The 14,520-nt window shown below is 39.3% G+C and carries 11 protein-coding genes; 9 read left to right on the top strand and 2 right to left on the bottom strand.

Translation table 11 applies throughout. The annotated features are described in order from the left end of the window. Positions 1-29 precede the first annotated feature (29 nt). The gene (locus tag ACYIAR_RS10315; RefSeq protein ID WP_480329458.1) at positions 30-1,307 is read right to left on the bottom strand and encodes a DUF2851 family protein; all 1,278 of its coding nucleotides are present in this window, start codon (positions 1,305-1,307) and stop codon (positions 30-32) included. Positions 1,308-1,383: 76 nt separating this feature from the next. Beyond that, the gene (locus tag ACYIAR_RS10310; RefSeq protein WP_480329456.1) at positions 1,384-1,692 is read right to left on the bottom strand and encodes a HigA family addiction module antitoxin; all 309 of its coding nucleotides are present in this window, start codon (positions 1,690-1,692) and stop codon (positions 1,384-1,386) included. A gap of 687 nt (positions 1,693-2,379) precedes the next feature. Here ACYIAR_RS10310 and ACYIAR_RS10305 point away from each other — a divergent pair. The 9 genes from ACYIAR_RS10305 to ACYIAR_RS10265 all read left to right on the top strand — a co-directional run bounded on the left by ACYIAR_RS10305 (position 2,380) and on the right by ACYIAR_RS10265 (position 14,452). Then, entirely contained in the window at positions 2,380-4,038 is a 1,659-nt protein-coding gene (locus ACYIAR_RS10305) for a hypothetical protein (RefSeq protein ID WP_480329454.1), read from the top strand. A 157-nt stretch (positions 4,039-4,195) separates the two neighbouring features. After that, positions 4,196-4,564 (top strand): DUF3244 domain-containing protein, encoded by a 369-nt coding sequence (locus ACYIAR_RS10300; RefSeq protein ID WP_480329452.1) that lies wholly within the window; start codon positions 4,196-4,198, stop codon positions 4,562-4,564. Positions 4,565-4,748: 184 nt separating this feature from the next. Further along, positions 4,749-4,928: a hypothetical protein gene (locus ACYIAR_RS10295; RefSeq protein WP_480329450.1), complete on the top strand. Its 180-nt coding sequence runs from the start codon at positions 4,749-4,751 to the stop codon at positions 4,926-4,928. 209 nt (positions 4,929-5,137) lie between these two features. Further along, positions 5,138-6,433, top strand: a complete 1,296-nt coding sequence (locus ACYIAR_RS10290; protein ID WP_480329448.1) for a radical SAM protein — start codon at positions 5,138-5,140, stop codon at positions 6,431-6,433. Between the two features lie 128 nt (positions 6,434-6,561). Beyond that, on the top strand, positions 6,562-8,850 hold the full coding sequence (locus ACYIAR_RS10285) for an outer membrane beta-barrel protein (RefSeq protein WP_480329446.1): 2,289 nt from the start codon (positions 6,562-6,564) through the stop codon (positions 8,848-8,850). 131 nt (positions 8,851-8,981) lie between these two features. Beyond that, positions 8,982-11,183 (top strand): peptidase domain-containing ABC transporter, encoded by a 2,202-nt coding sequence (locus ACYIAR_RS10280; RefSeq protein ID WP_480329444.1) that lies wholly within the window; start codon positions 8,982-8,984, stop codon positions 11,181-11,183. 12 nt (positions 11,184-11,195) lie between these two features. Further along, the gene (locus ACYIAR_RS10275) at positions 11,196-11,357 is read left to right on the top strand and encodes a hypothetical protein (RefSeq protein ID WP_480329442.1); all 162 of its coding nucleotides are present in this window, start codon (positions 11,196-11,198) and stop codon (positions 11,355-11,357) included. A gap of 393 nt (positions 11,358-11,750) precedes the next feature. Beyond that, entirely contained in the window at positions 11,751-12,776 is a 1,026-nt protein-coding gene (gene ruvB, locus ACYIAR_RS10270; protein WP_480329440.1) for a Holliday junction branch migration DNA helicase RuvB, read from the top strand. Between the two features lie 191 nt (positions 12,777-12,967). Further along, a complete protein-coding gene (locus ACYIAR_RS10265) occupies positions 12,968-14,452 on the top strand; it encodes a lipopolysaccharide biosynthesis protein (protein ID WP_480329438.1) in 1,485 nt (494 codons plus the stop codon). Positions 14,453-14,520 lie beyond the last annotated feature (68 nt).

Below are 14,520 nucleotides of genomic sequence, written 5' to 3'. Positions count from 1 at the left end.
TGACGCAAAAATAGGAATTTCCGTCCGAACTACCCCTTTGTGTTTCCCTTTTTTAACAGCTGGAAGCCAAAGCGGCAGAACAGGCATTTTTTCTTCTCGCAATATTCGCGTTTCAATTGTATGAGAGATTGTGAGTCGCCCGCATGCCGTGCAACTAGTCCTCCACGGCGAAAAGTAGAAACGATGCTGTTGTCCTCGGCAGGAATAGTTTCCAACAAACGCAATGCACGGCCGGCATATTCAGGCATGGAGCGTTTCTTGGAATAAGCGAAAAACATGGGGACAACCGTGTTTATCAGTATTATTCCCAACGCAGCCTCACCGAGCGGCTTATCCTTCTCCGGCGAAACAACCCCGAAACGAAAATGAGTCTTCCAATATTCCGAAGGCGACACGCGGAAAAACTGTTTTATCTCACCCGGTGTCTTGACTTCGAGCAATGCCGAGAACAATGTATCATAGCGCACCCACAGCATTGCGAGCTGTGCCAACTTAAGATGTGGAGTAGTGCCGGGGCGCATTCTCAAGGAGCGGAACAATGTAGCGTCCAACGGCTTCAGGGAAAATTTGTGGGCAAGGAATTTATATTCACGCTGAAGAAGCCTGTAGTAATGGTCGTCTTCATCGGCTTCCAGCAGTCCCGCCTGTCCGAAAAACATAGCCTCGACTTGCGTGCCGCTTGCCCTCTGTTTCCTTATGAAACGGAAAGGCAGACTCCTTGCCAGTCTCTCGAATGCGTCGCTGTTCACCCCGAAACCGAAATTACGGCACAATGCTATATAAAACGCCTCGTTCCAGTCGCCGCTGCAAATATCCAGCCAGCGGCAAATATCATCGGTCTTTCTCTCCAGCCTTTCACTCAGCAACGCGTCGAGCCACATTGTGCGGTGAAGCGGTTCTATTTCTCTCAAACGATAAAGGCAAGGCACAGGCACATCACGACCAAGAAGCCAATCCATATTGCGGCGCAACGACTCGTCCACCACAAGGCGGAATTGAGGGATAACCTCTCCGTTGGTTCTCCTCACAACGCAATCGCTTTCGCCCACAACATGCAGTATCACCACATCATAAGCCTTGTCGGCATGATGGTTATGGGCTTTCCAATCGGAAGCCTTAAGGTGGATTTCAACGCTGCCTGCCCACAATGTCCCGTCAATCATAATTTTAGCATTGAAAAAGTCCGGACCGGAATCTGTGTTCTGCACTCCGGGGTCTATTATCTCCAAAGGCAAGCCGTCAACAGTGGTAAGTGATGTTGCCGTATAAAGGCGGTATTTCCAAATATAATGCAGTAGATTTTCCATAGCCAAATTGTTTTGGTGGTTGTTTGGCTATAAAGATAAGAATAAATATTAAGCATTAAGCTTTTAGGATGATAAATTACAACAAAGCGGCATACTTGCGTATCTCGTTAAGACGTTCCATAAATGATTTGTCACTTTGCGTCTGCTGCATATTACAATCCAACTGCATCCTCATCAACAATCTCGCGCTAATTCCTAAAGTAGCTTCAAACAACAATGCTGTTTGAGTTGTCAAAGGACGGTGGCAATTTAATATATCATTCACCATTTTATATGAAACACCCATCTGTGCGGCAAGCTTGGTCTGTACCAACTTACGGCTTTCTATCTCTTCTTTAAGAAGCTCGCCCGGATGTATAGGGCGTTGACAAGTATATGTTCCCATATTCTATTTATAATGATTTGATAATTCCAAAATATTTCCATTATCAATCTATTCGTTCGCAATGCAAATATAATTTTTTTCAGAGGGTGTTGCAAAACTAAATATTGTATTTAGAAAGCTTACAATTTGAAATTAAACAATAATTTTCAGACCACCACGAACATTTTTTGGCTGAAGGCCTTAAATTATATAGCACAGGGCAACGCCCTGTGTTTCAATGTGTATACCCTATAATAAGCCCTGAAGGGGCGGAACTGAGGGAAGTTATGCCCTTTCAGGGCGCATAAGTATGTGACGGTCAAAAACGTAGGGCGTTGCCCTACGCTGTAAAATTAAAGGCCTTCAGCCAAAATTCAGACCGACACCAAAATACGATTCGTTTGAAAAAGTGTATGACGGCACGTGTTATTCGCTTGAAAAAATGTATTCAACTAATACGCCACTATGACATAGGGCAAACCATGAATTTCTGTCACGGTAAAAATTACAGCTGTTTACAAACCATCATTAGCCGCAAGAACAACTATAAAAAAATCAAATTAGGAAAAGTTGTAAACTACAAGAAAGATGTTATTAAGTTGAAATAGAATTTCGGCAGAATTTCACTATCTTCGCCATACATATAACCTGCAAAACACAGGGAAACGGATTTTTTCTTGCGAAACTCAAATTATAGACTTTAGACAAATGGTGAAATACATACTTAACTTTATTCTGCTGATAATAACTCTTTCAGCCTGTAATGACACACCGCATTACAGCGAGGAACTTCTGCGGCTTGAATCAAAAGTAGGCGAAGCCCCGGACAGCGTTTTCTGCACGCTCGACTCGATAAACTCAGAAATGATGACGGAAGCAGACCGTGCTCTCTTCATAAACATAAAAACGGAAGCTGCTGACAAATTATACAAAGAACATACCACCGACAGCCTTATTGCCGAAGCGAGAACTTTCTTCGAGAAAAGCAATGATATGACAAGGCTCGCAAAGGCTTGGTATCTGACCGGGAGAATACACAGCGACTGGGAAGAATGGGCTATGGCTACGGAAGACTTTCTAAAAGCAAAGGAACTGACTGCAAATTCAACAGATTTTTCATTAAGAGGCAGAATTGCAAACTTTTTAGGTAATGTCAATTGGCATAATTATCTATATCCGGAAGCACAGGCTTATTACCGTGAAGCCTATGGTTATTATCAACAAGCCCGGGATACGCTGAAAATAGCAAATACCTTGAAAAAGATAGGGGAAACTTATATGGCGAATTATCAGGCTGACAGCGCAATTATTATATACAAGCAAGCCCTTTCTTTGGCAAAGTTAATCGGCAACAGGGATATTATGGAAGGAATTCATCATCGGTTAGGATATATGTACTACACAAAGGGGGACTATGAACAAGCCCTATTCCATTTATATTCAGGAATAAAATGTTCAACTGAAAAACCTTATGCTATTTATAATAATATCGGCAATCTGTATCTCCAAATGAACCGTCTGGATTCTGCCCGGTTTTATCTGGAGCAAGCCTTGGAGGCTTCTTACCTGCCAACTTTGTGTTTAGCTAATTCTTATTTGGCAGAATTGGCTCAAAAAGAAGGAAATCCGGGAAAGGCGTATGCATACCAGAAAAAATATGAAGAACTGGCGGATAGCCTTGACCGCTCCAAACAAACGGAAGATGTTGTCCGTTTGCAGCAAAAGCAAGAAACAAAAGAAATTACAAGGGAACATAAATCACTGCTTCGCACAAAAAATTTTATCATTTTAGGTTTAATGGGATTGACAGCCTTTTTTGTAGGTCTGGCTTATCGGCAGCAGTACAAAAAACAATATTACCAACGGGAAATTAAGAAATTAACCGAAACTATCCGTGAAAACGAGGCTTCTATACGGAAATTGCAGGAACAGCCTAATCAATATTCCGGGAAGAATATACAGGCAAAAGAGCAAATTGAACAGGAGAATTTGCAGTTATTGGAGAAATTCAATGCCTTGAATCGGGAGCAATGCCGTCGTCATTCGTTTCTGAAAAAACTTTATGGAGGTAAGAAAGATATTCTTCCGGCGTTTGAGAAGAAAGAATGGAAATTATATGAAGATGCTTTCATTTCCATTTATCCAATGTTTACAGAATCATTGAAAAAATCATTCCCGAAACTTTCGGAACAGGAAATACGTATTTGCCAACTTTCTGTTATGGGGGTAAAAACATCAAAAGTGGCGGATGTATTGTTATTACAGGCAGACACTGTTTCTTCGTATAAACAGAAAATCAAAAAATCATGTTTCCCTACAGTAAACAAAACATTAGAAGAATTGTTGTTGCCTTTTATCGTAAATTAATCATTAAAAATTAGATTTTTCAATATAAAAAACAATAAAAGATTACAAGTTGCTATTATACAGCTTTTATTAAATAAAAAAATCACATAACTACTTAGATTTTCCAGTTACAACTTCACTTATTTTGCTTTCATAAATTTATAAAAAGAAAGAAATTATGAGAAAACTCTTATTATCTAGTCTGCTTCTGTTAGGAACAATTTTTTATAGTGAAAATATTTTCGGGAAAACTACCGGAGAACATAAGGATCAAATAAAATGGGAAGACACTGATCAAAAGAAAGTAGAACGTTCCCTATTACCTATCACAGGCTATATTGAAGACGGTTTCGTGACCATTTGTTTATATGAATCTCCTGCAACAGCTTGGGTTTCTATTACAGACAAATCCGGAAATACCGTTTATGAATATAGTTATACGGATATATATCAGGAAACCATTGATTTGTCGGCTTTGGAAACAGGGGTGTATGAGATTGTGGTTGAGTATGGGGAAAAGGCATTTGTAGGGTGTTTTGTTCGTTGAAAAGTCTTATAAAATAACAGAATTGTAAGGAAAATAAGATCGTGAAATAATTTTCCAAACGGTCAATTGAATTGAACAATATAATACGCGTAATTATATCTGCCTCACTATGAGTTATATGGACAGAGGTTGTAGTGGTGAGGAGATAGTTAAACTTCAGTCTTAATATGTAAAAATACAAAAAATGGGAAATTTAAGAAATCAAGAATTTATGACTTTGCCTGTTTCTATTATTGAAGAATTAGAAACAAATGAAATGCTTTTATTAAAAGGAGGCAACGCAAATGACCAAGATTCAGTAGAAAATTCTGGTACAGGCTGCCATTGTGGTACTAAAAATACAGGAACAGGCTGCCATTGTTGACATAATGATGAGTTATTGAATTAATACATCTACTTTATCAATGGTGATATATACCATATGATAGACAAGGTAATAAATGAAAACTAAAAAGGTACATAGGTAATATACATTGGATAAACTTTGCTATATTTCTCTATAAAAGAGCAATTATGTAATATATGTTTTTTCCACTTTTTATCTATGTACCTTAATTTTAAAGAAAACAAGATATGAAGAAAGGAAGTTATATATCAAATATAAAACTATCAGATAAGATTTATTTATATTACAATGCTATGAATAATACTTATCTCTTTGTCAATAAGAATAAGTTTAGTGCATATCAAACAAAACAGCCTGAAGAGATTAAACAATTTGATATTGATTTCTATAATTTGTTGGAAAAACATAAATTTATTATAAATGACAATATAAATGAATGTTCCATTGTAGAATTTAAGCGGGCACAATTAAAATTTGATACCAACCAATATAATATAGTAATAAACACAACTTTGGAATGTAATTTAGATTGTTGGTATTGTTACGAATCAAAAAAAGAGGGTAGTATGATAACCTCAAAGATTTTAGAAGCAATAAAGAAAAATATTGTGCAAAAATATGATTTGCAACCATATAAAGAACTAAAAATCTCTTTTTTTGGTGGTGAGCCACTGAAGAATTTTGAAGCGATTAAGGAAATTTTAATATTTTGTAAAGAATTTACAGAGGTTAAGAAGTTATCTTTATTGGTAGATTTCACAACAAATGCTACATTAATATCTAAAGCTATGCTTATTTTCTTAAAGGATTTTAGATGTATGTTCCAAATAACATTAGATGGAGATCCTGCAAAGCATAATCAGATACGATTTATTAAGAAAAATCATAAAGGTACATATAAATTAATTGTCAAAAATATTTATAGAATTCAAGAATATATACCAAATGCGCGAGTATGGATTAGAATAAATTTTGATGATAAAACATTGAAAAATATATCCGAAATACTTAACGATATATCTCAGCTAGATAGAAAAAGAAATTTTATTATATTAAGAAAAGTATGGCAAGTTCCTATAGAAACAATAGGAAAGGAATTAATTCTTGATACACTACAAGCTATCTATAATGAAGGTTTTATTGTAGATTATTACTCTATACCAAGGGGAGATATTTGTTTTGCTGAAAGATTAAACGAAGTCCTTATCAACTATGATGGTAAAATTTTTAAGTGTTCTACATTAGAAGCTTTTGATGAAAAACATACAGAAGGTACATTAGATATAGAAAGTGGAAATATTCAATGGAAAATGTCTGAAATTGCTCAAAATATGATACAACGTTCCCCAGATAAATGTCTGAGATGTAAACTTTATCCAGCTTGTTTAGGTCCATGTAATCATAAGATAAAAGCAGGAGATGATTTTAATTGTATGGTAGATGATACGGGACTATCTATGGAAGAATTTATCTTTTATAATTTCAAACAAGAAGAACTTCAAAAAAGAATATTTACACAATAAAAGATAATTATTACTTTTCACTTATAAAAACAGTTATAATGGATATACGTGTTATTTTAATAGGGATGCTTATTTCTTTAAGTTTGTTTATATCGAGACTATACGCTACTACAATAAATCAAGTAGAGATGAGTCAAGACAGACTTGATATAAATGAAAAATATATGATAAAAGGAGTAGTTGCAGATGAAACTGGAATATTATTATCAGGTGTCAATATTCTACTCTATACCGGAAATGACATGATACATTATAACAAAGGTGTAGTTAGCAATCAGAACGGGGAATTTAAGTTTATGGATTTGGTAAAAGGAAGTTACCGGATTGTCACCTCCATGATAGGCTTTGAATCTCAAGAAGTAACAGTTATATTGGATAAGGAATCAATAGTTTTGGATACATTGAGAATGAAAGAGGCTATAAATCCTTTAGAAGAAATAGTTGTCGTATCCAATAACTTGGAAGTCTTAGGAGAAAAGAATGTCAAACATTTTTCCAAACGAGAAAGAGAAAAATCCGCTACTGCTTTGGATTTGATGACGAACATACCACAAATAAAAATCGATGCTTCCACCAACAAATTGGTAAACAAGAAAGCCCAAAGCATTTTGATATTGTGCAATGGCATCAAGGCAAATGAACTGGATTTGTTGGGATTACGTCCAGAGGATATTCAAAAGGCAGAGTATTTCCCAGAACCTCCTGTAAAGTATTTGCATTCTGGCTATGAATCCGTATTAATGGTCACAACTCGACAGGCGAAAGAAAAAGGCGGATACATAACAGCAAACTTGGAAAACAGTTTTATGGCAGGATTCGGCACCGATGTTCTGCAAGGTCGTTATAGTTCAGGTGAGAACGATTACACGCTCCGCTATTTTATTGACTATCGCAATCTGGACAAGAACCGCTTTTCTCAGTCTTATAAATACACATTGAATGGAGATAAAGAATATAATTTAGAGAAGAACGGACAAAATGGAAATTATACCGGACAATATCATAAAATACAAGCCTCTTATTCACGGAATAAAAATGATAATTATTTGTTCGTCTCAAAAGCGACTTTGTCAATTAATCCCGGTTCAGAAAATTATCCACAATTGTCATCAGGAATAGAAGCGGGGAAACCAATTACAGAAGACTTATCGCATTTGTTTGTCAAGACTCATTATTTATCCCCTTCATTGGATTTGTACTTTTCCAAACAGATGAAGAATGAACAAGAAATCTCATTCAATATTGTTAATACGTATTATGATTCCAAATCAGACCGTTCATTGAAAGGAGACAATTACAATATTGTTACCAGGCTCGACAACCAATCCTATTCGCTAATCATGGAAGGCGAATATGAAAAACGTTTCCAATCCGACAATATGCTGAGTGCCGGAATACGTTATTTTTATAAAACCCTAGACGAACAATATCGTATGAACGAAGATGGCGAGAAGCAAAACCATAACCTTTCACATAATATTTATATGTATGCGGATTGGTCAGGAAGAAAAGGCAAGTTGATTTATACATTAGGTATGGGAGCAGAGGAAAATATCCAGCAAACGGATACCCGATTGTCCTCCTTTATATTGAAACCTATGCTTTCCCTGACATATAAAATGAACAAGGTTTCTTCCTTGAAACTGAGATCGTCGTTATCGGCTTATTCTCCCAATATATCTTTATTGACGAATAGCCCGGTTTATATAGAACCAACTATATTAAGCATAGGAAATCCGAATTTGAAGTCTTATTATAAGGTCGTAAATCATTTGCTTTATAATTATAACCGACCCGGGTTGTTTATGGAGATAGCCGCATATTATGATTATGCCCGCCATCCATATTACCCGATTTATGAAAACAAAGGTTCATATATCCAAAAAAGATATGACAACATTAGCAACGCTCAGCAAGCAATGGGGCAAATTTATCTCAGTTGGAATCCGTTCGATTTCCTGAACGCTGCTTGTTATTATGAGGCAGCTTACCAAAGTTCTTCCATAAATCACTCAATTTACAAACATTGGCATCATTTTGTCAATATGAGTTTGTCTGCATCTTATAAGGACTTTACATTGGAAGGTATGGTCATCCTTAAAAACAAAGGACTTAATGGTATGCTTCTGGAGAAGGACAACAATTATTACAGCGCAACCTTGTCTTGGAAGAAGAAAAGCTTGACGCTTTCATTGACTACTTTATTCATGCACGACCCTCATATCTCCGAAACCGTCTCCGGCAGTGCAGTTTACTATCGGGAAACTAAAGCATGGAATAATTTCAAAGGACTAACATATTTGCGGATTGCCTATACATTACCTTTCGGCAAGAGTATAAAACGTTCTATGAAACAACGGTTGAACAACACAGATATGGATTCCGGCATTTTCATTGATAGTAAAACAAAAATGTAGTTCGTTGTTTGAATCAAGAAATTCAATTCTATCCCGAATAAATATCAGGGTATGGAAGCAAGAGCAAAACAACTAAACCGATTTTAAGAAAACAACTATCTATCATACATAATTATATTATAAATAAAACAATGAAATCTTTTCCCCATATCACCCAACCCGATTCCATGGAATGCGGCGCAACCTGCCTAAGGATGATTGCCAAGTTCTATGGACGGGAATACCGTGCGGAGACGATGCAACGTATTTGTCTGGTCACCCGTGAAGGCGTGTCGATGCTGAGCTTGAGTGATGCAGCCGAATATTTGGGTTTCCGAACCGTATGCGGGCGTATGACTTTGGAAAAGGTGGTGGAGCAACGCCCTTTTCCCTGTATCCTGCATTGGAACCAGGAACATTTCGTTGTGCTTTATGATGTAAAGACACGGCGTGACGGTGAACGCATATTCTACATCGCCGACCCGGCAAAGAACCTGCTTCGCATAGATGAAGATACAATGAGGGACGCATGGATAAGCACCAGAAACAGAGGAGAAGAAAAAGGGATAATAATGGCATTGGCTCCTACTCCGGCTTTTTATGAACGACACGGAGATTCAGGGAAAATGGAAAACCCCGTACGATTTCTGTGGGGCTACATAAAACCATATCGGAAATATTTCGTACAACTGCTTTTGGGATTGCTTTTGGGAAGCATACTGCAAATAATATTCCCATTCCTTACTCAAGCTATTGTGGACAAGGGTATTGCCGGAAAAGACCTTAACTTCATATATCTGATACTTGCAGGACAGTTGATGCTGGTGCTCGGACGCGCATCTGTGGATTTTATCCGAAGATGGATATTGCTGCATATATCAACAAGGGTGAACATATCCCTGCTTTCGGACTTCCTCATAAAACTAATGAAGCTGCCTATGTCATTCTTCGACACGAAGATGGTAGGTGATTTGCTGCAACGCATAAACGACCATGAGCGCGTGGAACGTTTCCTGACGGCTCAGACACTGAACGTGATGTTTTCGGCTTTCAGCTTTATTGTTTTCGGTGGGGTCCTGCTATATTACAATATCGTAATATTCCTGATTTTCCTTGCGGGAAGTATGCTTTACGGGGCATGGGTGTTCCTATTCCTGAAGCGCAGACGTTTATTGGACTATATATATTTTGAACAACGCGCGCGCAACCAAAGCAAAACAATGCAAATGCTTATCGGAATGCAGGAAATAAAACTGCAACATTGCGAAAGGCGCAGACGATGGGAATGGGAGGACGTGCAAGCCGACCTGTTCTATACCAACATTGAGGCGATGAAGCTGCAACAAAACCAGGAAGCCGGAAGCATATTGATTAACGAGGTGAAGAACATCATAATCACAGTAGTCGCAGCCACTTCGGTAATAAACGGAAACCTTTCATTGGGTATGATGCTCGCTATCCAATATATTATAGGGCAACTGAACGCTCCTGTGGAGCAGTTCGTGCAATTCATCTACAACTGGCAGGATGTACAAATATCCCTTGAACGGATGAGCGAGATAAGGACGAGGGAAGAAGAAGACTCTGACGAGAGAGTTACAACATCTCTTGACGGCAAGGAAATAAAACTGGAACACGTGACATTCCAATATGAAGGGATACATTCGCCAAAGGTAATGGATGACATATGCCTCACAATACCTGAAGGCAAAATAACTGCTATTGTGGGAACAAGCGGCAGCGGGAAGACTACACTCATAAAATTGTTGCTTGGATATTACACTCCTGTGGCAGGACGTATCACTGTGGGTGGAGAAGATTTGTGCCGGTTCAACCTGCGTTGGTGGAGAGGTATATGCGGGGCTGTGATGCAGGACGGATATATTTTTTCAGAATCCATAGCACGCAACATTGCGGTGGATGATGAAGAAATAGATACAGAACGGTTGCTCAATGCCGTGAGAATTGCCAACGCCGAGGAGTTCATAGAACGGTTGCCGTTAAAATACAATACAAAAATCGGTCCTGACGGACAAGGGATAAGCCAAGGACAAAGGCAGCGCGTACTGATTGCCCGTGCCGTTTACAAAAACCCTTTGTTCCTGTATTTTGACGAGGCTACCAATTCACTTGACGCAAACAACGAGCGTGCAATTGTGGAAAACCTGTCGGAGTTCTACAAAGGCAAAACTGTTGTAATAGTGGCACACAGATTAAGTACCGTGCGCAATGCAGACCAGATAGTGGTTATGGACAAAGGAAGAATTATGGAAACAGGAACCCATACGGAATTGATAAACAAAAAAGGCGCATATTTCAACCTTGTAAAAAACCAACTCGAATTAGGCAATTAAAATTTCTATGCTATGGAACAGGAAGAAAAAAACAAGATAGAATTACGCAGTGAAAAGGTTCGCAATATAATGGGAGAAATGCCTCCGTTTCTTGTACGCTGGGGAAACACTGTTCTTTTATTGGTATTTATACTGATTTTGGCAGTTGTCGGTGTTATGATGCAAAACGTATAATATGCGAATGTTAACAAACGTTCTTAAGTCACATGATTTCACTGATAATTAACGATATAGTAAAATTGTGAAACTTGCAAAAGTAAAAATCCCCTGCATGAGGTGATTAAAACAGTATAAAAAAACAAAACACTACTATGTCTCACAAAAAAGGTAGGCATCTTTTTTCAGAAACACTACGAGCTTTTCCGGGAAAGATGCTTACCTTTTTTTGCGAAACAACGCATATAAAATTTCCGCCATTTCCATCCGAATGGAACTTCATTTTCTTCCGAAAGAAAATTGAATTACTTACGGAAGAAAAACAAATTTGTTTCGGAAGTTTTTTTATTTTGTCTCTACTTATCCTTTCATTAATTTTGCAAATCAAAAGCAACAAAGATAATTTGATAAATGGAAGAAGAATTCGATATAAGAGACACACGTATGCCGGAAAGCGAGCGCGAATATGAAAACGCGCTACGCCCTCTGTCGTTCGAGGATTTCAGCGGACAGGCAAAAGTGGTTGAAAACCTGCGTGTGTTCGTAATGGCAGCACGTATGCGCAAGGAAGCGCTGGACCACGTTCTGCTGCATGGACCTCCAGGATTGGGAAAGACAACACTGTCCAACATTATCGCTAATGAGCTTGGTGTCGGTTTCAAGGTCACTTCGGGACCGGTGCTGGACAAGCCGGGCGACCTAGCCGGTATTCTGACTTCGCTCGAAAAGAACGATGTGCTGTTCATCGACGAGATTCACCGCTTAAGTCCGATTGTGGAAGAGTATCTGTATTCGGCAATGGAGGACTATCGAATAGATATTATGATTGACAAAGGACCGAGCGCAAGGTCCATACAGATTGACCTTGCCCCGTTCACGCTGATTGGCGCTACCACACGAAGCGGTTTGCTGACCAGTCCTCTGCGTGCGCGCTTCGGCATAAATATGCATCTGGAATATTATAATATCGACACCCTGACAAAGATTGTCCTGCGAAGCGCAGCGTTACTGAATATGGAATGTGACACCCAGGCGGCAAAAGAAATTGCTTCACGAAGCCGTGGCACGCCTCGTATCGCCAACGCATTGCTGCGAAGGGTGAGGGATTTTGCCCAGGTGAAAGGTAACGGCACAATAGACAAGGCTATTGCCTGCTATGCTCTGGAGGCTCTGAATATCGACCGCTACGGTCTGGACCAGATTGACAACAAACTGCTGTCGATAATGATTGACAAATTCAAGGGCGGACCGGTGGGACTTACCACTATGGCTACGGCCCTGGGAGAAGACCCCGGAACTCTTGAGGAAGTATATGAGCCTTTCCTCATTAAAGAGGGTTTCATCAAGCGAACTCCGCGCGGACGTGAGGTGACTGAGCTTGCATACAGTCATCTTGGAAGGACGAGGGGAGATTGGGAGAAAGGGTTGTTTGATTGAGGGAGGAGTTAAGAAGTCAAGAAGGGGAATTCCGTTCCATTGGATTTGTAATCCTTACCTATTAATGCGGATTATAAATCCGCCTGATTGAACCAACGGATTGCAAATCCGTTGGAACAAACCTTGTCAACTTGTTAACTCGTCAACTTGTCAACTCATCAACTGAACTTATAAACTTAAAAACTCAAAACATGTCATCAGGAATAAAACGTCTCGCCAAAGAGACAGCCGTTTACGGACTTAGCAGCATATTGGGCCGTTTCCTGAACTGGATGCTTGTGCCGATGTACACACGCGTCTTTACAAATACGGGAGACTTCGGAGTGGTGACAAACCTCTACGGATGGACGGCACTGCTGCTGGTAATACTTACGTACGGAATGGAAACGGGTTTCTTCCGTTTCATCAACAAAAAGGAAGAACAGGAGCCAATGCGGGTTTACAGCACGGTGCTGGCATCACTGGGATTCACCTCTGCCCTGTTTTTCGTTCTGGTAATGCTGTTCTTGCAGCCGATATGTAACGGCATAGGCTATGGCGAGCATCCGGAATATATAGCGATGATGGCGGGAATTGTTGCGGTGGACGCATTCTGCTGTATTCCATTCGCATACCTGAGATATAAAGGGCTTGCATGGCGCTTTGCTGGAATAAGGCTTTTCAACATTTTCCTCAATATTGCCCTTAATATCTTTTTCCTTATCGCTTGTCCTGCAATTTACGAGAGCCATCCGGAAAGCATATCATGGTTTTTCCGTCCGGACTATGGAGTGGGATATGTGTTCGTAGCCAATGTGGTTACTACGCTGGCAACTTTCGTGATGTTGCTGCCTTATATGTTCCCGGCATTCAAGTCACGCTGTAACACTGCTCTTCTGAAAGAAATATTGAGATACTCCTTCCCTATCCTGATTCTGGGAATAGCGGGAATATTCAACCAGACTGCGGATAAGATTCTGTTTCCGTTTCTTTTCGAGGACAAGGATTATGCCAACGAACAGTTGGGAATATACGGAGCTTGCTTCAAAATAGCGGTTGTTATGGTAATGTTCATTCAGGCATTCCGCTACGCATACGAGCCTTTCATCTTTGCCCGAAACAAGAGCGACGACAACAAGAAGGCATACAGCGAGGCAATGAAATATTTCATAATCTTCGCTCTGTTTATTTTCCTCGGCGTAATGTTCTATCTCGACATATTGAAATATTTCGTTGGAGAGAATTATTATCCGGGATTGCGTGTGGTTCCGATTGTGATGCTCGGAGAGTTCTTCTTCGGTATTTATTTCAATCTGTCATTATGGTATAAGCTTATCGACCAGACAGAATGGGGAGCATATTTCTCTGCTGCAGGCTGTGTGGCTACTGTGGCAATCATCATTCTGTTTGCACCGTCGTATGGTTATATGGCTTGCGCATGGGCTTCGTTTGTATGCAACCTGCTGATGATGGTTTTGTCGTATTTTATCGGGCAGAAGAAATTCCCTATTAAATACGACCTCAAATCGGCTGCGACATATTTCTGCCTGGCTGCTGTGCTTTATGCTTTAGCCATGTATCCGGAGATAGAATCGGAATGGTTGAGACTGGGATACAGAACTGTGCTTCTGCTGGTTTATGCAGGTATTGTTCTGAAAAAGGAGAATGTTTTGCAGAGGGCGAGAATTTCAAGGTAATCTTGTTCTCTCGTTCCCTTGCCAACTTACTCCTAAAACTTATCTTTGCAAAATCAAAAAATCATAAC

The sequence above is a fragment of the Parabacteroides sp. KHUB-01 genome (assembly GCF_056640935.1).
This window is presented reverse-complemented; position numbering and strand designations above follow the sequence as displayed.

Coding starts and splice junctions, on each gene's coding strand:
- ACYIAR_RS10315 (WP_480329458.1), bottom strand. CDS start 1,307: ATGGAAAATCTACTGCATTATATTTGGAAATACCGCCTTTATACGGCA.
- ACYIAR_RS10310 (WP_480329456.1), bottom strand. CDS start 1,692: ATGGGAACATATACTTGTCAACGCCCTATACATCCGGGCGAGCTTCTT.
- ACYIAR_RS10305 (WP_480329454.1), top strand. CDS start 2,380: ATGGTGAAATACATACTTAACTTTATTCTGCTGATAATAACTCTTTCA.
- ACYIAR_RS10300 (WP_480329452.1), top strand. CDS start 4,196: ATGAGAAAACTCTTATTATCTAGTCTGCTTCTGTTAGGAACAATTTTT.
- ACYIAR_RS10295 (WP_480329450.1), top strand. CDS start 4,749: ATGGGAAATTTAAGAAATCAAGAATTTATGACTTTGCCTGTTTCTATT.
- ACYIAR_RS10290 (WP_480329448.1), top strand. CDS start 5,138: ATGAAGAAAGGAAGTTATATATCAAATATAAAACTATCAGATAAGATT.
- ACYIAR_RS10285 (WP_480329446.1), top strand. CDS start 6,562: ATGAGTCAAGACAGACTTGATATAAATGAAAAATATATGATAAAAGGA.
- ACYIAR_RS10280 (WP_480329444.1), top strand. CDS start 8,982: ATGAAATCTTTTCCCCATATCACCCAACCCGATTCCATGGAATGCGGC.
- ACYIAR_RS10275 (WP_480329442.1), top strand. CDS start 11,196: ATGGAACAGGAAGAAAAAAACAAGATAGAATTACGCAGTGAAAAGGTT.
- ruvB (WP_480329440.1), top strand. CDS start 11,751: ATGGAAGAAGAATTCGATATAAGAGACACACGTATGCCGGAAAGCGAG.
- ACYIAR_RS10265 (WP_480329438.1), top strand. CDS start 12,968: ATGTCATCAGGAATAAAACGTCTCGCCAAAGAGACAGCCGTTTACGGA.